General features: G+C 62.8%; 24 protein-coding genes. 9 read left to right on the top strand and 15 right to left on the bottom strand.

From position 1 onward, the window contains the following. Positions 1 to 37 precede the first annotated feature (37 nt). On the bottom strand, positions 38 to 1237 hold the full coding sequence (gene tyrS, locus HMPREF2581_RS17310; protein ID WP_003113167.1) for a tyrosine--tRNA ligase: 1200 nt from the start codon (positions 1235 to 1237) through the stop codon (positions 38 to 40). Positions 1238 to 1425: 188 nt separating this feature from the next. Here tyrS and HMPREF2581_RS17305 point away from each other — a divergent pair, with 188 nt between their 5' ends. After that, the gene (locus HMPREF2581_RS17305; protein WP_003085274.1) at positions 1426 to 2865 is read left to right on the top strand and encodes a peptidoglycan DD-metalloendopeptidase family protein; all 1440 of its coding nucleotides are present in this window, start codon (positions 1426 to 1428) and stop codon (positions 2863 to 2865) included. A 2-nt stretch (positions 2866 to 2867) separates the two neighbouring features. Continuing rightward, complete coding sequence (locus HMPREF2581_RS17300; protein WP_003137422.1) at positions 2868 to 3959, top strand: anhydro-N-acetylmuramic acid kinase; 1092 nt, start codon at positions 2868 to 2870, stop codon at positions 3957 to 3959. A gap of 53 nt (positions 3960 to 4012) precedes the next feature. Here the strand turns inward: HMPREF2581_RS17300 and erpA are convergent, their stop codons facing one another. From erpA to argC, 4 genes are all read right to left on the bottom strand, one after another. Continuing rightward, a complete protein-coding gene (gene erpA, locus HMPREF2581_RS17295) occupies positions 4013 to 4363 on the bottom strand; it encodes an iron-sulfur cluster insertion protein ErpA (protein ID WP_003085254.1) in 351 nt (116 codons plus the stop codon). A 77-nt stretch (positions 4364 to 4440) separates the two neighbouring features. Further along, positions 4441 to 4863 carry a bactofilin family protein gene (locus tag HMPREF2581_RS17290; RefSeq protein WP_003120826.1) on the bottom strand — a complete coding sequence of 141 codons (423 nt, stop codon included), beginning with the start codon at positions 4861 to 4863 and terminating at the stop codon, positions 4441 to 4443. Beyond that, complete coding sequence (locus tag HMPREF2581_RS17285; RefSeq protein ID WP_003137421.1) at positions 4864 to 5583, bottom strand: DUF6776 family protein; 720 nt, start codon at positions 5581 to 5583, stop codon at positions 4864 to 4866. Then, positions 5583 to 6617 carry an N-acetyl-gamma-glutamyl-phosphate reductase gene (gene argC, locus HMPREF2581_RS17280; protein ID WP_003137420.1) on the bottom strand — a complete coding sequence of 345 codons (1035 nt, stop codon included), beginning with the start codon at positions 6615 to 6617 and terminating at the stop codon, positions 5583 to 5585. Before argC ends, HMPREF2581_RS17285 begins: the two co-directional genes overlap by 1 nt. A gap of 290 nt (positions 6618 to 6907) precedes the next feature. On the opposite strand from argC, the gene hemJ reads away from it, so the two are divergent. The 4 genes from hemJ to HMPREF2581_RS17260 all read left to right on the top strand — a co-directional run bounded on the left by hemJ (position 6908) and on the right by HMPREF2581_RS17260 (position 10380). After that, entirely contained in the window at positions 6908 to 7330 is a 423-nt protein-coding gene (gene hemJ, locus HMPREF2581_RS17275) for a protoporphyrinogen oxidase HemJ (RefSeq protein ID WP_003085245.1), read from the top strand. A 16-nt stretch (positions 7331 to 7346) separates the two neighbouring features. Next, positions 7347 to 8315 (top strand): NAD(P)H-dependent flavin oxidoreductase, encoded by a 969-nt coding sequence (locus HMPREF2581_RS17270; RefSeq protein ID WP_003137419.1) that lies wholly within the window; start codon positions 7347 to 7349, stop codon positions 8313 to 8315. Between the two features lie 121 nt (positions 8316 to 8436). Further along, positions 8437 to 9519, top strand: a complete 1083-nt coding sequence (locus HMPREF2581_RS17265) for a DUF805 domain-containing protein (protein WP_011666538.1) — start codon at positions 8437 to 8439, stop codon at positions 9517 to 9519. Between the two features lie 60 nt (positions 9520 to 9579). Continuing rightward, a complete protein-coding gene (locus tag HMPREF2581_RS17260; protein ID WP_003085237.1) occupies positions 9580 to 10380 on the top strand; it encodes an SDR family NAD(P)-dependent oxidoreductase in 801 nt (266 codons plus the stop codon). Positions 10381 to 10419: 39 nt separating this feature from the next. Here the strand turns inward: HMPREF2581_RS17260 and HMPREF2581_RS17255 are convergent, their stop codons facing one another. Beyond that, entirely contained in the window at positions 10420 to 11901 is a 1482-nt protein-coding gene (locus HMPREF2581_RS17255) for an AAA family ATPase (RefSeq protein WP_003121853.1), read from the bottom strand. A 78-nt stretch (positions 11902 to 11979) separates the two neighbouring features. Here HMPREF2581_RS17255 and HMPREF2581_RS17250 point away from each other — a divergent pair, with 78 nt between their 5' ends. Together HMPREF2581_RS17250 and coq7 are read left to right on the top strand one after the other, a co-directional pair. Next, positions 11980 to 12318 carry a histidine triad nucleotide-binding protein gene (locus HMPREF2581_RS17250; RefSeq protein WP_003085225.1) on the top strand — a complete coding sequence of 113 codons (339 nt, stop codon included), beginning with the start codon at positions 11980 to 11982 and terminating at the stop codon, positions 12316 to 12318. A 99-nt stretch (positions 12319 to 12417) separates the two neighbouring features. Further along, entirely contained in the window at positions 12418 to 13065 is a 648-nt protein-coding gene (gene coq7 / locus HMPREF2581_RS17245; protein ID WP_003085224.1) for a 2-polyprenyl-3-methyl-6-methoxy-1,4-benzoquinone monooxygenase, read from the top strand. A 54-nt stretch (positions 13066 to 13119) separates the two neighbouring features. Here the strand turns inward: coq7 and speD are convergent, their stop codons facing one another. Together speD and HMPREF2581_RS17235 are read right to left on the bottom strand one after the other, a co-directional pair. Further along, the gene (gene speD, locus HMPREF2581_RS17240; protein WP_003085223.1) at positions 13120 to 13914 is read right to left on the bottom strand and encodes an adenosylmethionine decarboxylase; all 795 of its coding nucleotides are present in this window, start codon (positions 13912 to 13914) and stop codon (positions 13120 to 13122) included. Positions 13915 to 14233: 319 nt separating this feature from the next. Further along, positions 14234 to 14656 carry an OsmC family protein gene (locus tag HMPREF2581_RS17235; RefSeq protein ID WP_003085219.1) on the bottom strand — a complete coding sequence of 141 codons (423 nt, stop codon included), beginning with the start codon at positions 14654 to 14656 and terminating at the stop codon, positions 14234 to 14236. A gap of 271 nt (positions 14657 to 14927) precedes the next feature. Between HMPREF2581_RS17235 and crp the strand changes: the two genes are divergently transcribed. Then, positions 14928 to 15572 carry a cAMP-activated global transcriptional regulator CRP gene (gene crp / locus HMPREF2581_RS17230; protein WP_003085214.1) on the top strand — a complete coding sequence of 215 codons (645 nt, stop codon included), beginning with the start codon at positions 14928 to 14930 and terminating at the stop codon, positions 15570 to 15572. A 61-nt stretch (positions 15573 to 15633) separates the two neighbouring features. Here crp and trpC read toward each other — a convergent pair whose 3' ends face one another. The 7 genes from trpC to HMPREF2581_RS32990 all read right to left on the bottom strand — a co-directional run bounded on the left by trpC (position 15634) and on the right by HMPREF2581_RS32990 (position 20848). Next, a complete protein-coding gene (trpC, locus tag HMPREF2581_RS17225) occupies positions 15634 to 16470 on the bottom strand; it encodes an indole-3-glycerol phosphate synthase TrpC (RefSeq protein ID WP_003137410.1) in 837 nt (278 codons plus the stop codon). Next, on the bottom strand, positions 16467 to 17516 hold the full coding sequence (gene trpD, locus HMPREF2581_RS17220; protein WP_003085203.1) for an anthranilate phosphoribosyltransferase: 1050 nt from the start codon (positions 17514 to 17516) through the stop codon (positions 16467 to 16469). Before trpD ends, trpC begins: the two co-directional genes overlap by 4 nt. Before the next feature lies 1 nt (position 17517). Then, entirely contained in the window at positions 17518 to 18123 is a 606-nt protein-coding gene (locus HMPREF2581_RS17215) for an aminodeoxychorismate/anthranilate synthase component II (RefSeq protein WP_003117978.1), read from the bottom strand. 418 nt (positions 18124 to 18541) lie between these two features. Next, a complete protein-coding gene (locus tag HMPREF2581_RS17210) occupies positions 18542 to 18772 on the bottom strand; it encodes a hypothetical protein (protein ID WP_003118930.1) in 231 nt (76 codons plus the stop codon). Then, complete coding sequence (locus tag HMPREF2581_RS17205) at positions 18769 to 19071, bottom strand: hypothetical protein (protein ID WP_003113177.1); 303 nt, start codon at positions 19069 to 19071, stop codon at positions 18769 to 18771. Before HMPREF2581_RS17205 ends, HMPREF2581_RS17210 begins: the two co-directional genes overlap by 4 nt. Next, positions 19071 to 20123 (bottom strand): pyocin knob domain-containing protein, encoded by a 1053-nt coding sequence (locus HMPREF2581_RS17200; RefSeq protein ID WP_003137407.1) that lies wholly within the window; start codon positions 20121 to 20123, stop codon positions 19071 to 19073. Before HMPREF2581_RS17200 ends, HMPREF2581_RS17205 begins: the two co-directional genes overlap by 1 nt. 14 nt (positions 20124 to 20137) lie before the next feature. Beyond that, positions 20138 to 20848 (bottom strand): hypothetical protein, encoded by a 711-nt coding sequence (locus HMPREF2581_RS32990; protein WP_016254311.1) that lies wholly within the window; start codon positions 20846 to 20848, stop codon positions 20138 to 20140. Positions 20849 to 21010: the final 162 nt, after the last annotated feature.

Below are 21010 nucleotides of genomic sequence, written 5' to 3'. Positions count from 1 at the left end.
GGAGATAGAAACTGGCGTCAACACTTATTTGAAAGAATTATTCAGCTTTCAGCGTGATGCGCGCGAAAGCCTTCTTCCCTGCCTGGAACACACGGGTTTCACCCAGCGCCAGCATGAAGGTGCGGTCGACGACCTGCCCATCCACCTTGACGCTGCCGGCACCCAGGAGATCGCGAGCCGCAGCCGCATTCTTCACCAACCCCGCCTTATTAAGGACAGAGGCAACGGGCATATCCTCGGGGGACGACAGCTCGATCTCCGGCAGGTCCTCCGGCAGCTCGCCCTCCTTCAGGCGATTGCCGGCCGACTTGTGTGCGCTCGCCGCCGCCTCCTCGCCATGGAAGCGGGCGACGATCTCCTCGGCCAGCTTGATCTTGATGTCACGCGGGTTGGCGCCCGCCTCGACGTCCTTGCGGAAGCTATCGATCTCATCCAGGGAACGGAAGCTGAGCAGTTCGAAGTAACGCCACATCAGCGTGTCAGGAATGGAGACCAGCTTGCTGTACATGACACCCGGCGCTTCCTGGATACCAATATAGTTGCCCAGCGACTTGGACATCTTCTTCACGCCATCCAGCCCTTCCAGCAACGGCATGGTCAGGATCACCTGGGCCTCCTGACCATAGGCGCGCTGCAGCTCGCGCCCCATCAGCAGGTTGAACTTCTGGTCGGTGCCACCCAACTCGACGTCCGCCTTCAGCGCGACGGAGTCATAGCCCTGGACCAGCGGATAGAGGAACTCATGGATAGCGATGGGCTGATTGCTGGCATAGCGCTTGCTAAAGTCATCGCGCTCCAGCATGCGCGCAACGGTGTACTGAGAGGCAAGACGAATGAAGTCAGCCGGGGTCAGCTGGTCCATCCAGGTGGAATTGAAGGCTACTTCGGTCTTGGCCGGGTCGAGGATCTTGAAGACCTGGGACTTGTACGTCTCCGCATTCTCCAGAACCTGCTCGCGCGTCAGGGGAGGACGGGTAACACTTTTCCCACTGGGGTCACCGATCATCCCAGTGAAGTCACCGATGAGGAAGATCACCTGATGCCCCAGGTCCTGGAACTGGCGCAGCTTATTAATAAGCACGGTATGGCCAAGATGCAGATCGGGAGCGGTCGGGTCGAAGCCGGCCTTGATCCGCAAGGGCTGGCCACGCTTCAGCTTGGCCACCAGTTCCGCCTCTACCAGGATCTCGTCTGCACCGCGCTGGATCAGCGCCAGCTGCTCTTCAACCGACTTCATTTACAGGTTCTGCCCAATTGCCAAAATCGAAAGGGAACCAACCATACAAGATCGCAGACTAAAAACAAATTTTGCCGACCGTCAGGGGGACGGAGCCAGGCCAGACGCGACTTTTGGCTTGATTCAAGGAGATTTTGGTTATATTTTAGGCAGTTATTTATTCACAATCCAAAAACACCAATCACGCCATGACGCAATCCGATCAGAAAGCGCCGCCGTATTACCCGAAAAGCCACTTGTTGGCCGCCAGCGGTGTTGCAGCGCTCCTCAGTTTGGCACTACTGGTGTTCCCCTCGAGCGAAGTCGAGGCCAAGAGGACCACGCTCAATCTGGAGCTTGAAAGCAACACCGATCGCCTCCTTCAGGAGAAAGACGACCTCCTGCCGCAATCGGTCACCAATTCCAGCGACGAAGGCACGCCTTTCGCTCAGGTAGAAGGCGCCTCCGACGACAACACCGCCGAGCAAGACTCGGACAAGCCGGGCGCATCTGTAGCCGATGCCGACACCAAGCCCGTCGATCCCGAGTGGAAGACCATCACCGTCGCCAGTGGCGATACGCTGTCGACCGTATTCACCAAGGCAGGCCTTTCCACCTCGGCCATGCACGACATGCTGACCAGCAGCAAGGATGCCAAGCGCTTCACCCATCTGAAGGTCGGCCAGGAGGTCAAGCTCAAGCTCGACCCCAAAGGAGAGCTGCAGGCGCTGCGAGTCAAGCAGAGCGAACTCGAGACCATCGGCCTGGACAAGACCGACAAGGGCTACTCCTTCAAACGCGAGAAGGCCCAGATCGACCTGCATACCGCCTATGCCCATGGCCGCATCACCAGCTCGCTGTTCGTTGCCGGTCGTAACGCCGGCCTGCCCTATAACCTGGTCACGTCGCTGTCGAACATCTTCGGCTACGACATCGACTTCGCCCTCGATCTGCGTGAAGGCGACGAGTTCGACGTGATCTACGAACAGCACAAGGTCAACGGCAAGCAAGTGGCGACCGGCAATATCCTCGCCGCCCGCTTCGTCAACCGTGGCAAGACCTACACCGCCGTGCGCTATACCAACAAGCAGGGCAATACCAGCTACTACCGCGCCGACGGCTCCAGCATGCGCAAGGCATTCATCCGTACGCCGGTGGATTTCGCCCGCATCAGCTCGCGCTTCTCCCTGGGCCGCCGCCACCCGATCCTGAACAAGATCCGCGCGCACAAGGGCGTCGACTACGCTGCCCCCATCGGCACACCGATCAAGGCCACCGGAGACGGCAAGATCCTCGAAGCCGGACGCAAGGGGGGCTACGGCAACGCCGTGGTGATCCAGCACGGCCAGCGCTATCGGACCATCTACGGACACATGAGCCGCTTCGCCAAGGGTATCCGCGCCGGTACCAGCGTGAAGCAGGGCCAGATCATCGGTTACGTAGGCATGACGGGCCTGGCCACCGGCCCGCACCTGCACTACGAGTTCCAGATCAATGGCCGTCACGTCGATCCGCTGAGCGCCAAGCTGCCCATGGCGGACCCGCTCGGTGGCGCAGATCGCAAGCGCTTCATGGCGCAGACCCAGCCGATGATCGCGCGCATGGATCAGGAGAAGAAAACCCTCCTGGCCCTGAACAAGCAGCGCTGATCGTGCCGCGCTACCTGGGGTTGATGTCCGGAACCAGCCTGGACGGCATGGACATCGTCCTGATCGAGCAAGGTGATCGCACCACCTTGCTCGCTTCCCATTACCTACCCATGCCGGCCGGGCTGCGCGAAGACATCCTCGCCCTGTGCGTCCCCGGTCCCGATGAAATCGCCCGCGCCGCCGAAGTCGAGCAACGCTGGGTCGCCCTTGCAGCACAGGGCGTGCGCGAACTGCTGCTCCAGCAGCAGATGAGCCCCGACGAAGTCCGTGCTATCGGCAGTCACGGTCAAACCATCCGACATGAACCCACTCGCCACTTCACGGTGCAGATCGGCAACCCCGCCCTGCTGGCGGAGCTGACCGGCATCGATGTCGTCGCCGACTTCCGCCGCCGCGACGTCGCAGCCGGCGGCCAGGGCGCCCCGCTGGTACCGGCCTTCCATCAGGCGCTGTTTGGCGATGATGACGCCTCCAGGGCGGTCCTGAACATCGGTGGCTTCAGCAACGTTTCGCTGCTCAGCCCCGGAAAGCCGGTACGCGGCTTCGACTGCGGCCCGGGCAACGTGCTGATGGACGCCTGGATTCATCACCAACGCGGCGAACATTTCGACCGGGACGGTGCGTGGGCCGCCAGCGGCCAGATGAACCACGCACTGCTGGCAAGCCTGCTGGCGGATGAGTTCTTCGCCGCGCGTGGCCCCAAGAGCACCGGGCGCGAGCGCTTCAACCTGTCCTGGCTGCAGGAGCACCTGGCTCGTCACCCTGCCTTGCCGGCAGCGGATATCCAGGCAACCCTGCTGGAGCTGAGCGCGCGCAGCATCAGCGAATCGCTGCTGGACGCCCAGCCGGACTGCGAAGAGGTGCTGGTATGCGGCGGCGGCGCCTTCAATACGGCGCTGATGAAGCGCCTGGCCATGCTGATGCCCGAAGCTCGGGTCGCCAGTACCGACGAATACGGCATTCCCCCTGCCTGGATGGAGGGCATGGCATTCGCCTGGCTAGCCCATCGGTTTCTCGAGCGCCTGCCCGGCAACTGCCCTGATGTGACCGGTGCGCTCGGTCCCAGAACTCTGGGCGCGCTGTATCCCGCCTGAAACGAAAACGCCGCGCATATAAGCGCGGCGTTTTCGTAGCGGCCCCATCGACGTCAGATCGAGAACGACTGTCCGCAACCGCAAGTCGTGGCGGCGTTCGGGTTCTTGATGACGAACCTCGAACCTTCCAGGCCTTCCTGGTAGTCGACTTCCGAGCCCGCCAGGTACTGGAAGCTCATCGGGTCCACCACCAGGCCCACGCCATCGCGCTCGATCACGGTATCGTCATCGGCGATATCTTCGTCGAAGGTGAAGCCATACTGGAAGCCCGAGCAACCGCCGCCGGTGACGAACACACGCAGTTTCAGGCGAGGATTGCCCTCTTCGTCAATCAACGTCTTCACCTTGTTGGCTGCGCCTGGGGTAAAGAGCAGGGGCGTAGGGGTGAAGGTTTCGATGCTCATGTTTCCGAATCTCCCGGCTTGAGGCCGTGCGTTACAACATTACGCCCATTATCCTCTTGTCCCAGAAAAATGGTCAACTAATCCACAGTTTCCACGCTGGCAGGCAGTTCCAGCGGGCGCGGACTGGCCTCGGTCATCGGGCACAGGCGGCCCTCGATCTGGGCCCCCATGGCGGTTTCGATCAGCCCATAGTGAAGATTGCCCTTCACCCGGGCCTGGGCCCCCAGCTCCAGGCGTTCGATGGCATGGATGTCGCCATCCACCTGACCGTCGATGATCACATGGGGGGCCCGGATTTCGCCATCGACTCGACCGCCGGCGCTGACCCGCACCAGCCCTTCGTGCGCCTGCAACGCTCCGCGGACGGTGCCGTCGATCTGCACCGCGCCCTTGAGGTTCATGTCACCGACCAGTTCGGCGCCGCTGGCGATCAGGCTGGTCTGCCCGGTGAAACGCTGGACGTCGGCCCGGCCTTTGTTCTTGCTCCACATAATGCTCACTCACTGCTTCGGCCAATCGAAACGGCGCTGTAGCGGTTTGGACTGGCCATTTAGCTCCGCACGTACGTCGATCAGCTTCGGGATGAAGTTCTTCGGCAGCTCCAGCTCGGCGAAACGCCCCCCTTCTGGGATCGACTGGAAATGCCGGAGGGAAATCGACAGCCCTGCCTTGCCCAGTTCCGGCGAGAGCTGTTCGAGGTCGTAGGTAGCGTCCTTGCGCGCCAGCTTGCCGCTGATGCGGACTTTCAGCCGCCCATCCAGCTTGCGGTCGTCCCTGCCCAGGCGGCTGAGCATCACCTTATAGCGGAAGCGCTGCGGGTCGTCCGTGCCCTGCACCTCAAAGGCACGGATTTCCAGCGCATCCGCCTTGCTGGCCGGCGCGACTACCCCCTTGTAGAACGCGATGTCCTGTTGCTGCTTGAACACCTGGTCCTCAAGCAGCTTGATGGTCTGCCGGCTCTGTTCGGTGGCCTGCTGGCTGAGGCGTTCTCCGCTGCGCAACACCTCGATTTCGGTACGCAGGCGCTCCAGCTCGGCCTTCTGCTCGCCGATCAGGGTTTCCTGGCGTTGCGCATCGGCCTCGCTGCGAGCGGCGTCCGCCCCGGTCGACCAGCGACCGCCGAGAAACGCCAGCGGAACCGCCAGCAGCAGCGCACCCACCCCGAGGCGGACCAGCCAGGCCCGCCGTGGATCACGGAACTGGAGTTCCCAGCCGGACATCAGGGGAGCAGGGCCGCATGCGAGAGGCCCAGGCGCTCGTCCAGCCCGAACAGGATGTTCATGTTCTGGAGCGCCTGACCCGAGGCGCCCTTGACCAGGTTGTCGATCACCGACAGCACCACCACCAGGTCGCCGCCCTGGGGGCGATGCACGGCGATTCGGCAGACATTGGCGCCACGCACGCTGCGGGTCTCCGGATGGCTGCCGGCCGGCATCACGTCGACGAAGGGTTCGTCGGCGTAGCGCTTCTCGAACAGCGCCTGGAGGTCGACCGAGCGATCCGCGACATGGGCATAGAGGGTTGCATGGATACCGCGGATCATTGGCGTCAGGTGCGGTACGAACGTCAGCCCGACGTCGCCGCCGGAGGCCCGACACAGGCCCTGGCTGATTTCCGGGAGATGCCGATGCCCCTTGACCGCGTAGGCCATCATGCTTTCGCCCGCCTCGCAGAACAGCGAGCCAACCTTGGCGCCCCGACCGGCGCCGCTGACCCCGGACTTGCAATCGGCGATCAGCCGCGAGGCGTCGGCCAGGCCGGCCTCCAGCAGCGGGATCAGGCCCAGTTGGGTCGCGGTCGGGTAGCAACCCGGCACGGCGATCAGGCGGGCCTGGCGGATCTTCTCGCGGTTCACTTCCGGCAGGCCGTAGACAGCCTCGTCGAGCAGCGCCGGAGCGCCATGCGGCTGGCCGTACCAGCGCGCCCACTCCTCGGCGTCCGCCAGGCGGAAGTCAGCGGACAGATCGATGACCCGGGTCCCGGCGTCCAGCAGTTCGCCAGCCAGCGCGTGCGCCACGCCGTGCGGCGTGGCGAAGAACACCACGTCGCAGGCGCCGAGGCGCTGCACGTCCGGCACGCTGAACTGCAGGTCGTCATAATGACCTCGCAGGTTCGGGTACATGTCGGCGACCTTCACCCCCGCCTCGGAACGCGAAGTGATCACTTCCACCCGGGCCTGCGGATGCTGCGCCAGCAGGCGCAGCAGTTCCACGCCCGTATAACCCGTACCGCCAACGATGCCGACCTTGATCATCTGTCCATCACTCCGCGCGCTGAGGCAAGCTAGCCAAAAGAGGCCAATGATAAGAGCCGAGCGCCGGCATGAACAGCGCTGGGCGTCCGGCTTTGCGACCGGTTCGGCCCTTCGGTCGGCAGTCTAGCCCGCGGGGTCGTCGGGCAGAAATTGCTGCGAGGCCCTATCCGAATGTTCCTACCTGTTATGCGGCCATATCTGCCGGCAAATCAGACAGCGGCAAGCCGCCAGGGTGACGCGTTCCAGCCATCCCTCTACTATCGGGGCACCGTGATCAAGAGGATGTCCTGATGTACCTGTGGCTCAAAGCCTTCCATATCATCGCCGTAGTCTGCTGGTTCGCCGGCCTGTTCTACCTGCCGCGCCTGTTCGTCTACCACGCCATGAGCGAGGACCAGACCAGCCGGGAACGCTTCTGCGTCATGGAGCGCAAGCTCTACCGGGGGATCATGATGCCCTCGATGCTCGCCACCCTGGTCCTTGGCCTCTGGATGCTCTATCTCACCCCCGGCTGGCTGAGCCAAGGCTGGCTGCACGCCAAGCTGACCCTGGTGGTCCTGCTGATCGGCTACCACCACGCCTGCGGCGCCATGCTCAAGCGCTTCGCCCGCGGCGAGCCGGGGCGCAGCCATGTGTTCTACCGCTGGTTCAACGAAGTGCCTGTACTGTTCCTGCTGCTGATCGTCCTACTGGTGGTGCTCAAACCTTTCTGACCCAGGAGTCCTGTCCATGTCCTTGCCCGCCCTGCTCGACCAACGCCTGCGACTGCCGATGGTGGCCGCGCCGATGTTCCTGGTATCCAACCCGCAGTTGGTGCTGGCCTGCTGCCGCAGCGGCATCGTCGGCAGCTTCCCGGCGCTCAACCAGCGCGAGAGCAGCGGCTTCGAGGGTTGGCTGGAGGAAATCGGGGCCGGCCTGCAAGCGCTGGACAATCCCGCGCCCTATGCGGTGAACCTGATCGTCCACAACACCAATCCGCGGTTGCAGGCCGACCTGCGGATCTGCGTCGAGCACCGCGTACCGATCGTCATCACCAGCCTCGGCGCAGTGCGCGAAGTGGTAGACGCTGTGCATAGCTACGGCGGCCTGGTATTCCACGACGTCACCACCCGCCGCCACGCCGAAAAGGCCGCCGAGGCCGGGGTCGACGGCCTGATCGCGGTGGCGGCCGGCGCGGGCGGCCACGCCGGGACCTGGAGCCCTTTCGCGCTGGTCGCGGAAATCCGCCAGTTCTTCGACAAGACTCTGCTGCTGGCCGGCTGCATCAACCACGGCCACGAGATTCTCGCCGCACAGATGCTCGGCGCCGACCTGGCCTATCTCGGCACCCGCTTCATCGCCACCCGCGAGAGCAATGCCTCCGACGCCTACAAACAGATGATCCTGGAGGCACGCGCCGCCGACATCGTGCACACCCCGGCGGTGTCCGGCGTACCGGCCAGCTTCATGCGGCAAAGCCTGGAGGCCGCCGGCTACGATCTGAAGCGCCTGACCGACAAGGCAGACATGAACTACGGCGAGAAACTCAAGCCGGTGAACGACGAGGCCAAGGCCTGGAAGACCGTGTGGTCCGCCGGCCAGGGCGCGGGCAACATAGACGACTTGCCCGGCGTCGACGAGTTGGTCGCCCGCCTCGACCGGGAATATCGAGACGCCCTGCGGAACATGGATCGCCTGGCCAACCGCTGGCCGCGCTGAAACCGCCAGGTCACGGCGCCCCGGCTTGTGCGGGAGTTCTCATCTCGCGCTTGTGGGCGCCAAGGCCGCCGATTAGGCTGTCGGCTGCATTTCTCTCACCCCAGCTGACAAGGATGCCTGCATGACCGACCAACGCTTCAAGATCGTCTTCTCCGGCGAGCTGATGCCCGACGCATCGCTCGAAACCGTGAAGGACAATCTCGCCCGCCTGTTCAAGAGCGAACCGGGCAAGATCGACGCCCTCTTCGGCGGTCGCCCGGTGGTGCTGAAACGCGAACTTCCAGAGGCCGAGGCGGAGCGTTACCTGACCGCCCTGCGCCAGGCCGGCGCCAATGCCTACAAGGAAGTCGACCTGGCGGCCAGCCTGAGCCTGGTGGAAACGCCCGATCACAACCCCCAGGTCGCGGAAGAAACCCCAGCGCAACACCTGCCTCCCATGACCTGCCCGAAATGCGGCCATGAACAGCCCAGCGGAGCGGAATGTTCGGCTTGCGGCATCATCATCGAGAAGTACCTGGCGCGCCAGGCGCAGCTCGGCGAAAACGCCGCGCCTGCGGCCTCCGCGGCCGCGGGCGCGGGCGCGTCTCCCTACACACCACCCAGCGCCCAGGTCGGCGAAGCCCTCCCCGAGTTCGGCGAGCTGAACGTGTTCACCACCAACGGCCGGATCGGACGCCTGCGCTATCTCGGCTGGTCGATGGCGATGACGCTGTGCTTCCTCGTCATCATGGGCCTGGGCTTCCTGCTCGGCGAAACCGTCGGCGTGGCCGTCACCGCCCTGGCCTCGATCGCCTTCATCGTCATTGCCGTGATGATCGGCGTGCAGCGCCTGCATGACCTCGGCTGGTCGGGCTGGCTCTGGCTGCTCAACTTCGTCCCCTTCGTCGGCAGCGTGTTCGGCATCCTGATGCTGGTCCTGCCCGGCAGCACCGGCGCCAACCGCTACGGTCCGCCGCCGCCGGCGAACAGCACCGGGGTGAAAGTCCTGGCCAGTCTGATCATCCTGCTGCCGATAGTCGGTATCATCGCCGCCATCGCCCTGCCGTCCTACCAGGGTTACCTGGAGCGCGCGAACTATGACGGCGGCGCCAGCGCTCCAGCCGACCCGTACACCACGGACGAGCAGGCCGCCGCAGCGGCGGCCGAAGCCGATGAAGCCGCCACGGCGGCGGCAGAGGCCATGGAAGACGACGACCAACAGTAGCCACGCAACCCCTCGCGACGGGCGGGGTCCAATTCCCCGTCCGTTTCGGAGAAGTCTCGAATGCCCCGTTATGCCCTGATCACCGGCGCTTCCAGCGGTATCGGCCTGGCCCTAGCCGAAGCCCTGGCCCGGCGCGGTCGCGCCCTGATCCTGGTGGCGCGCCAGCGCGACGCGCTGGAGAGCATCGCCTATGAGCTGGCGCAGCGTTTCGGCGTGGAAGTGCTGTTCCGCACCTGCGATCTTTCCGAGCCGCTGCAACTGTCAGGGTTGTTGCACGAACTGGAACAGGGCGAACGACAGATCGACCTGCTGGTTAACAATGCCGGGATCGGTACCTCCGGCCCCTTCATCGACCAGGAATGGGCGCGGGAACAGGAGCTGATCGAACTCAACATCCTGGCCCTGGCCCGCCTTTGCCACTCCCTCGGCGCCCGCATGGCGGCGCAGGGCGGTGGCCAGATACTCAATATCGCCTCGGTGGCCGCCTTCCAGCCCGGCGCCTGGATGAGCAACTACTACGCCAGCAAGGCCTACGTCCTGCACTTCTCGGAAGGCTTGCGGGAAGAACTGAAAGGGCGCGGCGTCAAGGTCTCGGTGCTGTGCCCTGGGCCAACCCGTACGGCATTCTTCCGGGAAGCCGGGATGCGGCTCGGCAGGCTCGACCGGAGCAAGCTGATGATGACCCCGGAGGAAGTCGCGCTGCTGGCCCTGCGCGGGCTGGACAAGAACCGCGCCCTGATCGTCCCCGGTTGGCGCAATCGCCTGCTGGCGCTGAGCCCACGCCTGGCGCCACGCTGGCTGGTGCGCCGACTCGCCGCGCGGATCAACGCCTCGGCGGTACCCTCCGTCCCACGGGGTTGATCGGCCTCTCCTCGCAGGGCAACGAGGTTAGCCGTCGGCTCAGTCTGCCGGCACCGCCCGCCCCTTGGCCCAGGTCCGCAGCGCGGCGAGCTTTTCCGCCATCAGCACCGACAGCGGCGAGGTTCGCGACAGCTCCCTGAGCAACAGCTCCTGATCCACCGCCTGCTGTCGCGCCTGCCCGGCGTACAGTGCCGCCACCACCGCCTGCTCGATCTCCGCCCCGCTGAAACCCTCGCTGGCAGCCGCCAGCAGAAGGAGGTCGAACTGTGCCGGCTCCAGCTCGCGGCGTTGCAGATGGATGCGGAAGATCTCGGCGCGAACCTCCGGCGTCGGCAGGTCGACGAAGAACAATTCGTCGAAGCGTCCCTTGCGGATCAGTTCGGGCGGCAGGCGGTCGATAGCGTTCGCGGTGGCGACCATGAAGACCGGCGCCTCGCGCTCGGCCATCCAGGTCAGCAGGGTACCCAGCACGCGCTGACTGACGCCGTTGTCCTGGTCGCCGCCAGAAATGCCCTTCTCCACTTCATCCATCCACAGCACGCAGGGCGCCATCTGTTCGGCCAGGCGCAGCGCCTCGCGCAGGTTGCGCTCGGTTTCGCCGAAGTACTTGTTGTAGAGACAGGCGAAATCCAGACGCAGCAACGGCAAGCCCCAGAGGCCGGCCACCGCCTTGGCCGCCAGGCTCTTGCCGGCGCCCTGCACGCCGACCAGCATCATGCCCTTCGGCTGGTCGCCAGGCTTGCCGGCGAGGAACGCCGACTGACGCTCGCCGAGCCAGCGCTTGAGCGCGGCAAGCCCGCCGACCTCGGCGAAGCGCGCGGTGTCGTACTCGAAGCTCAGCACGCCCTCCAGGTCGAGTAGCTGGAACTTGGTGCGGTTCAGCTCGGGCAGGTCCTCCTGGGTGATCGCCCCATCGTTGCAGATCACGTTGCGCGCCAGCAGCCGCGCCTCGGCATGGCTGAGCCCACGCAGGTTCTTCACCACCTGCTGCAGGGTGCGGTTGTCGGTGCGCACGCGGGCACCACGGTTGCGCTCGCTCCAGCGCGTCGCTTCCTCGCGGACGATGCCGAGCAGTTCGTCCTCGCTGGGCAGGGACAGCGAGAACCGCGCGGCGAAGCGCTGCACTTCGGCCGGCAGCTTCAGCGCATGGGACACCAGCACCACGGTCGGTCGATGATTGCCTTCGGCCATGGCGATTTCCTTGAGCAGGCGCACCAGGGTCGGGCTGTCGCCAAGGAAAGGATGCAGGTCGCAGAGCACGTAGAGATTCGCCTGCTGATCGTGCTTGATCAAGCGCAACGCCGCGACCGGGTCGCGGCTCTCCTCCCCGCCCAGCGGCTCGCCGCCGAAGCCCAGGCGCTGCACGCCCTCGGTCACCGACCAGGCATACAGGCCAAGGCCGCGCCTGACCGCCAGGCCGGTGAGGGTTTCCATCACCTTCGGCTCGTCCCAGGACTCGATCAGGATCAGCTTGACCCGGGAATCCAGGACCAGGCCGAGGTCGTGTATGTCGTTCTTCACTGCGGCTCCTTCACGCTTGGGCGGTCGCGACGGGCACCGCTACACTCGGGAAAGCACCCGAGGCCGGAGGAATCGCCCATGGACTGTCTGTTCTGCAAGATCGTGGCGGGGGAAGTTCCCGCGCGCAAGTTCTACGAAGACGAGGAAGTTGTCGCGTTTCACGATATCGGCCCGCAGGCGCCGGTGCACTTCCTGGTCATCCCGAAAAGGCACATTCCCACCCTCGAGCACCTGACCGAGGCAGACCGGCCGCTGGCAGGCCATATCCTCTTCACCGCCCAGCGCCTGGCCCGGGAGCAGGGCTGCGAGGAAGGCTTCCGTGTGGTGATGAACTGCAACGACCTTGGCGGGCAGACCGTGCACCACATCCACATGCACGTGCTGGGTCAACGCCAGATGCACTGGCCGCCGGGCTGAGTCCCTGCTGGCGCTGCGACATCGCAGCCCGTCCGCAACATCCTGCTATCAGCGCACTTCCGGTAAACTGGTGCGATCTTTCGTTTCCGGAGGTGCGCCATGTCCGCCGACCGCCACTATTCGCCCATCGACCGTTTCCTGCTGCAGGCCGACTCCGCCCTGCGCACCCTGCTGCCGTTCAGCGGCCAGCCGGCGCGACCGTCGCCGGCCATCGTGGAACCCGATGGCGAACTGAGCGAGGAAGACACCCGCCATATCGCCGGCCTGATGCGCATCAACCACACCGGCGAGGTCTGCGCCCAGGCGCTGTACCAGGGCCAGTCGCTGACCGCCAAGCTGCCCGAGGTCCGCGAGGCGATGGAGGAAGCCGCCGAGGAGGAGATCGACCACCTGGCCTGGTGCGAGCAACGCATCCGCCAGTTGGGCAGCCGTCCCAGCGTCCTCAATCCGATCTTCTACGGCCTGTCCTTCGGCGTCGGTGCCGCCGCCGGGCTGGTCAGCGACCGGGTCAGCCTGGGCTTCGTCGCCGCCACCGAAGACCAGGTGTGCAAGCATCTGGACGAACACCTGGCGCAGATTCCCCAGGAGGATCGGAAATCCCGTGCCATCCTCGAGCAGATGCGTATCGACGAGGAACAGCATTCGAGCAACGCCCTGGCCGCCGGCGGCCTGCGCTTCCCGGCACCGGTGAAGCTGGGCATGAGCCTGCTGGCGAAGGTGATGACCAAGAGCACCTACCGCATCTGAATCGCACGCATGAAAAAGCCCGCTCGAAGCGGGCTTTTTCTTTCTCGTGTGCGATCAGCGCGGCATGTTGCGCGCGTAGAAGATCTCCAGCATTTCGTGCTTGAGCCGTTCCGTGACCTGCTCGCGCTGCTCCGTCGAGAGCGTCCGGGTAGCGTCGCCGAACAGGTAGTTCTCCAGTTCGAAGTCCTTGAGCAGCATCTTGGTGTGGAACAGGTTCTCCTGGTACACGTTCACGTCGGTCATCTGGTAGGCCTCGCGCGTGTCGTCGGAGAGATAGTTCTGGATCGAGTTGATCTCGTGGTCGATGAAATGCTTGCGCCCCTCAATGTCGCGGGTGAAGCCGCGGACCCGATAGTCGACCGTGACGATGTCCGAGTCGAACTGGTGGATCAGGTAGTTCAGGGCCTTCAGCGGGGAGATCACTCCGCAGGTGGACACATCGATGTCCACGCGGAAGGTCGCGATGCCGTCCACCGGATGGATTTCCGGGTAGGTATGCACGGTGATGTGGCTCTTGTCCAGGTGCGCCAGGATGGTGTCCGGCAGCGGGCCCGGGGACTCTTCGATCTGGCTGTCGGTCGGAGTGACCGGCTGCTCGGAGATCAGGATGGTCACGCTGGCGCCCTGGGGGTCGTAGTCCTGACGCGCGATGTTCAGGATATTGGCGCCGATGATGTCGACAACATCGGTAAGAATCTGCGTCAGACGCTCCGCGTCATACTCTTCGTCGATGTACTGCACGTAGGCCTGGAGGTCTTCGGGCGTCTCGGCGTAGCAGATGTCGTAGATGTTGAAGCTCAAGGTCTTCGTCAGGTTGTTGAACCCGTGGAGCTTGAGTTTGCTTTTCACCGTGGGGAACTCTCTCGGTTGCTTGCGGCTCTGCCGCAGGGTTGGGGCATGCCCGTCAGATGCGAACGACGCACCTGCGTAGGACGGTTAACACCTCTTCGCGATGGCGATTGTGGTTTGTTGAGTTGCACGGGCGCCGGCTGGCGCCATTGGTCACCCGACCGGGATGGCTCGGGAAACGTCTATCAGAGCGGAAGAATCTTCCGAACTGAACGGCCGCCCGACGGAATCGCGCGGCACGAAAAAAGGGGCGCATTATGCAGAGCCAATCAAGCCTCCGCCAGAGTTTGCGCCCCTTTTATGATGACCGGATGTCGTCTCAGCCGAGTTCGACGATCTCGTAGTCGTGGGTGATCTCCACCCCGCCGCGACCGAGCATGATCGACGCCGAGCAGTATTTCTCCGCCGACAGCTCCACCGCGCGCTTGACCTGGGCCTCCTTGAGACCGCGGCCCTTGACCACGAAGTGCACGTGGATCTTCGTGAACACCTTGGGCTCCTCGTCGGCCCTTTCGGCCTCGAGGAAGGCTTCGCAGCTCTCCACCGGCTGGCGCGCCTTCTTCAGGATGCTGACCACATCGAAGTTGGTGCAGCCGCCGAGGCCGATCAGGACCATCTCCATAGGGCGCACCCCGAGGTTGCGTCCGCCATGGTCCGGCGGACCGTCCATGACCACCACGTGGCCGCTACCGGACTCGCCGAGGAACATCGCCTCGCCCGCCCACTGGATACGCGCTTTCATCGTTCAGACTCCCGCCGGCAAAGGGCGCCAGCTTAGCACAGGGCCCAAGGACAGTACGGGATCACAGTCCTGATAGCTGCGTCGCAAAATCACATCGACCTTCATGGTCCGTCTGTTAAGCTGGACGCGGTTTACTGGCACACTTCCTGATCTGCCCGGTTGGGGGGAGCTCTCCGCTGAGCTCCCGGGCCCTGGCAGGTCTCTCCATAAGAACTCAAAAAAACATCGCCTTGTACGTCAGGCATATTCTTTATTCTTTCGGGACTCGGGCATGGTAGCTATTACCCACACACCCAAACTCAAACACCTAGACAAGCTGCTCGCACACTGTCACCGCCGCCGCTACACCGCAAAGAGCACCATCATCTATGCCGGCGATCGCTGCGAAACGCTGTTCTTCATCATCAAGGGTTCGGTCACCATCCTCATCGAGGACGACGACGGCCGCGAAATGATCATCGGCTACCTCAACAGCGGTGATTTCTTCGGCGAGCTGGGATTGTTCGAAAAGGAAGGCAGCGAACAGGAACGCAGCGCCTGGGTTCGTGCCAAGGTGGAATGCGAAGTCGCCGAGATCAGCTATGCGAAGTTCCGCGAACTGTCGCAGCAGGACTCGGAGATCCTCTACACCCTCGGCAGCCAGATGGCCGACCGCCTGCGCAAGACCACCCGCAAGGTGGGCGACCTGGCCTTCCTCGACGTCACCGGACGCGTCGCCCGCACCTTGCTGGACCTGTGCCAGCAACCGGACGCCATGACCCACCCGGACGGCATGCAGATCAAGATCACCCGCCAGGAGATCGGCCGGATCGTCGGCTGCTCGCGGGAAATGGTCGGACGCGTGCTGAAGAGCCTGGAGGAGCAGGGCCTGGTGCATGTGAAAGGAAAGACCATGGTGGTCTTCGGCACCCGCTGAACAGCACCCATGAAAAAGGCCGGTCGCAACCGGCCTTTTTCATGGGGTTCGACAGCGCGGATCAGTCAGGATCGGCGCCCAGCACCACACCGCCACGCTCCTGGAAGAACAGGCGCTTCAGCTCGAGGCCAGGATCGTCGGCCCGCATGAACGCCTCGCCAACCAGGAAGGCGTAGACCTCGCTGACTTCCATCAGCTCCACGTCGGCCCGGTTGAGAATACCGCTCTCGGTGACCACCAGGCGGTCGCGGGGAATTTCCGGCAACAGGTCGAGGGTGGTTTCCAGGCTCACCTCGAAGGTGTGCAGGTTGCGGTTGTTGATGCCCACCAACGGCGTGTCCAGGGTCTTCAGTGCACGTTCCAGCTCGGTGCCGTCATGCACTTCGACCAGTACGTCGAGACCGACCGACTTGGCAGTCGCCGCCAGTTCGGCCATCAGCACGTCGTCCAGCGCCGAGACGATCAGCAGGATGCAGTCGGCACCGATCGCCCGCGCCTCGACGATCTGGTACGGATCGATCATGAAGTCCTTGCGGACCACCGGCAGCGCACAGGCGGCCCGCGCTTCCTTCAGATAGGCATCGGCGCCCTGGAAGAAGTCCACGTCGGTGAGCACCGACAGGCACGCCGCGCCACCCGCCTCGTAGCTGCGGGCGATCTCCGCCGGGACGAAGTGTTCGCGCAGCACGCCCTTGCTCGGCGATGCCTTCTTGATCTCGGCGATCACTGCCGGCTCCTTGCGCTTGGCCCGCTCCAGCAGGGCATTGGCGAAGCCGCGCGGCGCATCGGCGCTACGCGCCAGCCGCTCGACCTCGGCCAGGTTGACGCGCGCTCGGCGCTCGGCGACCTCCTCGGCCTTGCGGGCGAGGATCTTCTGCAGAACCGTCGGCACACTCACTGTGCGTTCTCCTCTCTGTAAACGGCGGTGAAGGCCACCAGTTCGTCCATCTTCTCCCGTGCCAGCCCGGTGTGCAGGGCATCGTGGGCCAGTTGAATGCCCTCGTGCAGGCTGGTCGCCAGATCGGCAGCGTACAGTGCCGGGCCGGCATTCATCACGATCAGCTCGGCGGCCTTCTGCCCAGCCTCGGTCTTGCGCCGCCCCAAAGCGTCGCGGATCAGTTCCAGCGAGGCCTGCGGACTGTCGACCTCCAGCCCCATCAGGGTCTGGCTCTTGATCCCGAAGTCCTCGGGACGCACTTCGTACTCGCGTACCTCGCCGTCCTTCAACTCGGCAATGTGGGTCGCCGCGGCCAGACTGAACTCGTCCAGCCCGTCGCGCGAATGCACCACCAGCACATGCTCGCTGCCGAGACGCTTGAGCACTTCAGCCAGCGGCTTGCACAGTTCCTGGGTGAACACCCCGACCACCTGGTGCCTGACTCCCGCCGGGTTGGTCAGTGGGCCAAGCATGTTGAACAGAGTCCGCAAGCCCAGCTCGCGGCGCGGACCGGCGGCGTACTTCATCGCCTTGTGGTGGACCTGGGCGAACATGAACCCGACGCCGACGGTGTCGATGCAACGCGCCACCTGTTCGGAGGTCAGTTCCAGGTAGATGCCGGCGGCTTCCAGCAAGTCGGCGCTGCCGCTCTTGCCGGAGACCGCGCGGTTACCGTGTTTGGCGACCTTGCCGCCAGCGGCGGCGACCACGAAGGACGCCGCCGAGGATACGTTGAAGATGTTCGCGCCATCGCCGCCGGTGCCGACCACGTCGACCACATGCTTCAGCGTAGGCAACTGCACACCGTCGGCCAGTTCGCGCATCACCGCCACCGCGCCGACGATCTCGTCGATGGTTTCGCTCTTCATCCGCATGCCCATCAGGAAGGCGCCGATCTGCGCGTCGGTGCACTGCCCGGTCATGATCTGGCGCATGACCGCCTGCATTTCCTCGGTGGTCAGGTCGAGCTGGTTGACGATGCGATTGAGGGCTCCCTTGATATCCATCTCAGTTGCCCTCCCCACGCACACCGCCCTGCTGGCGGAGGAAGTTTGCCAGCAACTCGTGGCCCTGCTCGGTGAGGATGGACTCGGGATGGAACTGCACGCCCTCGACATTCAGGGTCTTGTGGCGTACACCCATGATCTCGTCGAGCGATCCGTCGGCATGTTGGGTCCAGGCGGTGATCTCCAGGCACTCCGGCAGGCTCTCTCGCTTCACCACCAGCGAGTGGTAGCGCGTCACCGTCAGGGGATTGGCCAGGCCGGCGAACACGCCGAGGTTCTTGTGGTGGATCGGGCTGGTCTTGCCGTGCATCACCTGCCGCGCCCGCACCACTTCGCCGCCGAAGGCCTGGCCGATGCTCTGATGGCCAAGGCAGACACCGAGCAGCGGCAGCTTGCCGGCGAAGCGCTCGATAACGGCCAGCGAGACGCCGGCCTCGTTGGGGGTGCAGGGACCGGGGGAAAGGACGATGCGCTCGGGCGCCAGGGCCTCGATCTGTTCCACGCTCAGTTCGTCGTTGCGCACCACCTTGACCTCGGCCTTGAGTTCGCCGAAGTACTGCACCAGGTTGTAGGTGAAGGAGTCGTAGTTATCGATCATCAGCAGCATGCTGGCTGTAACCTCTTGATTTCATTCTTATGCGAATCGCATCACCCGGCTTTCGCCACACCCGTTTCCCGGCGTGCTCGCGGAGGAAGGGGGAGTGGATCGTCGGCATTATGCCTGTGGAAAACGGGGGACGCAGGGAGACGTGACCGGCCAGGCCGGCGAAGAAGAAGTCAGGCGCGCCAGCGCCAACGGGCGAATGCCTTGATGAGGGAGGTGATGATGCTGCTGAGGTGGATCACGATAGCGGTCTCACGGAGCCATGTTGGGGAACATAGCCCAGTGGGGAGGATGGGTGCAACAGCGGGATGTCGGAAGAAAGAGGCTTAAGAAGCGGAAATTGTTTACCAAGCAGAGGCCCGACAGTAGCGATCTAAAATGGCGAAGCCTACACGAGGCAGGCTTGCGTCCATCAGCTAGGTCAGATGCGCGGGAGCGGATATCTGGCCTTGATCTCTTCGACCTTGGCAAGCCAGGCGGCGTAATCCGTCTCCACACCTGCACGGATCGAATCGAACTCCACTTCCGTTTTGATCGGATCGCTTTCCAAACGGTAGGCCTCGGCACGTCTGGCCAACACAGCATCATATTCTTGCTGAACCCGCTCTCTGGAAACCTGATCCGGTGTTTTCATCATTTTCCAATCGATCACTTGGGCAACTCCACGGTTCCGTCTTCAACGATATGGATGGGGACAGGGAATTTGGCAGCTTCGCTGTAGCTCCCCCGGATGGGAAACACCAATGTCAGGCATATCTCTCCGCCTGCCCTGGTAACCCTCCCGGAAAAAGGCCCCTCATGGATGGCAGAGGCTGGCAGATATCCCCCCTCCGGTAACTGCGAGAAGTCGTACATGACACCCGAGACGGCTATCGAATCTCCGGAAACCATGACATCCATATCAGTCGAGTCCTCGGGCAGGACTACAACCGGACTGAGTTCGATACGCATCAGTACCACCTCCCCACAGCCATCACCGTAATGGTGTCGTTAGCCCCCAGTGCCTGCGCCGTCGCGAAAGAAACAGAGCTGCTACCGTTGAGATAGGCTCCACGAACCCCCTGCCCTGCAGTGGCAGGCCATCCGCTGGAGGGAATCCAATTGCAGGTCACCCCGGTATTGAAGCCCGTAACGAAGGCAGCTGGTAGCTGTATCACGTTAGCTCCAAACGAAAGGCCCGGTTCGGATCTTGCCGCTGCCATCTGGGTACCATCCGCAAAGCGAACGTACCAGCCGTTGGAAGTTGTCCCGCTCTCCATCACAGCCCCGGTGGGCTTACCCGTAACAAGTCGCCTCGTTACGGTCCCCACGATATTGTCTGTCGTATAAAACCTGACCCATTCCTTCCAGGTTCCATTGGTACAGCTCCTGTACCAAACCTCTGGGAGGTTGGTATTTCTCACGAAGAACAGCTGATAGCGGGTACTGGCGTCGAATACCATCGACAGAGCGACATGGCCGTTCACACCGCTGATATTGTTGTTTCCGAGAGGCACGTTGTAAGTATTGGGGGTTATCGAGAACCATCCGCTTTCGTTCACCGTGTCCATATCCAGGGCCATGGGGGCTTGGGTCTTGGAAACACCTCCCAAAAACCCCAATGCATTGCCTACGGTAGAGGCTCCATTGATAGCACGGCCAACTTCGGTGATCCCCATGTCAGCCTGCGCCTGCGAACCGGTAGACGCTATCGCCCACGGCTTTATGCCCGCAAGGGTCGCCCCCCAGTCCATCGCAATCTGGTTGAAACGATCTGATAGGTCCTTGTCGTAGCCCAGAATCGGCGCCACTGCATAGGGCTGGCCGCTGGCCGTGCTGCCCTGGTAGTTGGGTTTGATCGAGATGACCGTCGAACTGGCGACGTTTGTGACCTCGTACCAACAACCATCGGGGCCACGAAATGCATCGCCGACCCGGGCATTGGACGAGAACTGTGTGCCAGTACCGGTAACGGTCGGGCTATTTGCGGTCACCGCTACGGTGCCACTGGAATACCAAGTCATAAAAAACCTCGAAATTAATAACCAGTCACATCTACCACCAGATATCCGGCATAGTTAACCCCTGCAATCGCTGGCGTTATTGAGCCAAAGCCCGTGTAAAGATCAGTCGAACGATAATAGATCCTCACCGCATCATCTGTCGGTGTAGCCATGCAACTGCTCTTCAGCGTAATGACAAAAATCGGATGATCGACTGTGCCACCAGAATCAATCCTGGTGTAATTTGCGCGCAACGTTTGAATCAGAGCAACCTTTTTTCCTGGGTAAGCTTTTGAGAAGACACCATCAACGGCCAGAGTTTCATTTATATAATCCAAAACTCGCAGATATTTATATCTTGAGTCATACACAACACCGCCACCACTTGAATTTCTGATTCGCAAACCGATCACACCACCTTCAGTGGTTTGAATAGGCGTACAGAAAAGGAAATAGTCAAACGTAGCCTGCACACTTGGCGAGCCAGCATAAACTCTAAAGGTTGTCGCATCCAGCTTCTTCCAATAAACCCCGGAAGGCTGCGGATACTCTCCAGCGGTCCCATTCCACCTTATAGCAAGCACTGCACTGGCTCGACCCGAGGGCACAACTACATCCGCGTAGTAGCCGATGCCTGAGTCCAGCTTTGAGGTTGTCAGCGTCCCCTTGGCGACCATCTGAAGATTCTGATATGAACTATCGATAACCAATATTTTTTCAGTATTTCTCGCCTTAAACCCAATCATCAATAGACCCCATAAATAACATCACAAGCAACTGCCAACCAAGATGCATAAGGCCCGGGAAAGTCCCATGAAATTACATCTCCAGAGATTCTCACCCGTGGATACCGATAATTGTTTGCTATATTTAAACTTGGACGCGGAGCTTCAAGGATGCAAGCCCAC

Origin of the sequence: Pseudomonas sp. HMSC057H01 (assembly GCF_001836405.1) — a bacterium.
Lineage (GTDB): Bacteria > Pseudomonadota > Gammaproteobacteria > Pseudomonadales > Pseudomonadaceae > Pseudomonas > Pseudomonas aeruginosa.
The sequence above is the reverse complement of the archived record's forward strand: the minus strand, read 5'-3'. Positions and strand labels throughout refer to the sequence as shown.

What these genes read in the sequence shown, in the direction of transcription:
- HMPREF2581_RS17200 (WP_003137407.1), bottom strand. Translation starts at nt 20,123, where the DNA reads ATGACTTGGTATTCCAGTGGCACCGTAGCGGTGACCGCAAATAGCCCG.
- argC (WP_003137420.1), bottom strand. Translation starts at nt 6,617, where the DNA reads ATGATCAAGGTCGGCATCGTTGGCGGTACGGGTTATACGGGCGTGGAA.
- HMPREF2581_RS17265 (WP_011666538.1), top strand. Translation starts at nt 8,437, where the DNA reads ATGACCGACCAACGCTTCAAGATCGTCTTCTCCGGCGAGCTGATGCCC.
- HMPREF2581_RS17285 (WP_003137421.1), bottom strand. Translation starts at nt 5,583, where the DNA reads ATGTCCGGCTGGGAACTCCAGTTCCGTGATCCACGGCGGGCCTGGCTG.
- HMPREF2581_RS17250 (WP_003085225.1), top strand. Translation starts at nt 11,980, where the DNA reads ATGGACTGTCTGTTCTGCAAGATCGTGGCGGGGGAAGTTCCCGCGCGC.
- HMPREF2581_RS17305 (WP_003085274.1), top strand. Translation starts at nt 1,426, where the DNA reads ATGACGCAATCCGATCAGAAAGCGCCGCCGTATTACCCGAAAAGCCAC.
- coq7 (WP_003085224.1), top strand. Translation starts at nt 12,418, where the DNA reads ATGTCCGCCGACCGCCACTATTCGCCCATCGACCGTTTCCTGCTGCAG.
- HMPREF2581_RS32990 (WP_016254311.1), bottom strand. Translation starts at nt 20,848, where the DNA reads ATGATTGGGTTTAAGGCGAGAAATACTGAAAAAATATTGGTTATCGAT.
- HMPREF2581_RS17260 (WP_003085237.1), top strand. Translation starts at nt 9,580, where the DNA reads ATGCCCCGTTATGCCCTGATCACCGGCGCTTCCAGCGGTATCGGCCTG.
- HMPREF2581_RS17205 (WP_003113177.1), bottom strand. Translation starts at nt 19,071, where the DNA reads ATGCGTATCGAACTCAGTCCGGTTGTAGTCCTGCCCGAGGACTCGACT.
- crp (WP_003085214.1), top strand. Translation starts at nt 14,928, where the DNA reads ATGGTAGCTATTACCCACACACCCAAACTCAAACACCTAGACAAGCTG.
- hemJ (WP_003085245.1), top strand. Translation starts at nt 6,908, where the DNA reads ATGTACCTGTGGCTCAAAGCCTTCCATATCATCGCCGTAGTCTGCTGG.
- HMPREF2581_RS17235 (WP_003085219.1), bottom strand. Translation starts at nt 14,656, where the DNA reads ATGAAAGCGCGTATCCAGTGGGCGGGCGAGGCGATGTTCCTCGGCGAG.
- trpD (WP_003085203.1), bottom strand. Translation starts at nt 17,516, where the DNA reads ATGGATATCAAGGGAGCCCTCAATCGCATCGTCAACCAGCTCGACCTG.
- HMPREF2581_RS17270 (WP_003137419.1), top strand. Translation starts at nt 7,347, where the DNA reads ATGTCCTTGCCCGCCCTGCTCGACCAACGCCTGCGACTGCCGATGGTG.
- HMPREF2581_RS17215 (WP_003117978.1), bottom strand. Translation starts at nt 18,123, where the DNA reads ATGCTGCTGATGATCGATAACTACGACTCCTTCACCTACAACCTGGTG.
- tyrS (WP_003113167.1), bottom strand. Translation starts at nt 1,237, where the DNA reads ATGAAGTCGGTTGAAGAGCAGCTGGCGCTGATCCAGCGCGGTGCAGAC.
- erpA (WP_003085254.1), bottom strand. Translation starts at nt 4,363, where the DNA reads ATGAGCATCGAAACCTTCACCCCTACGCCCCTGCTCTTTACCCCAGGC.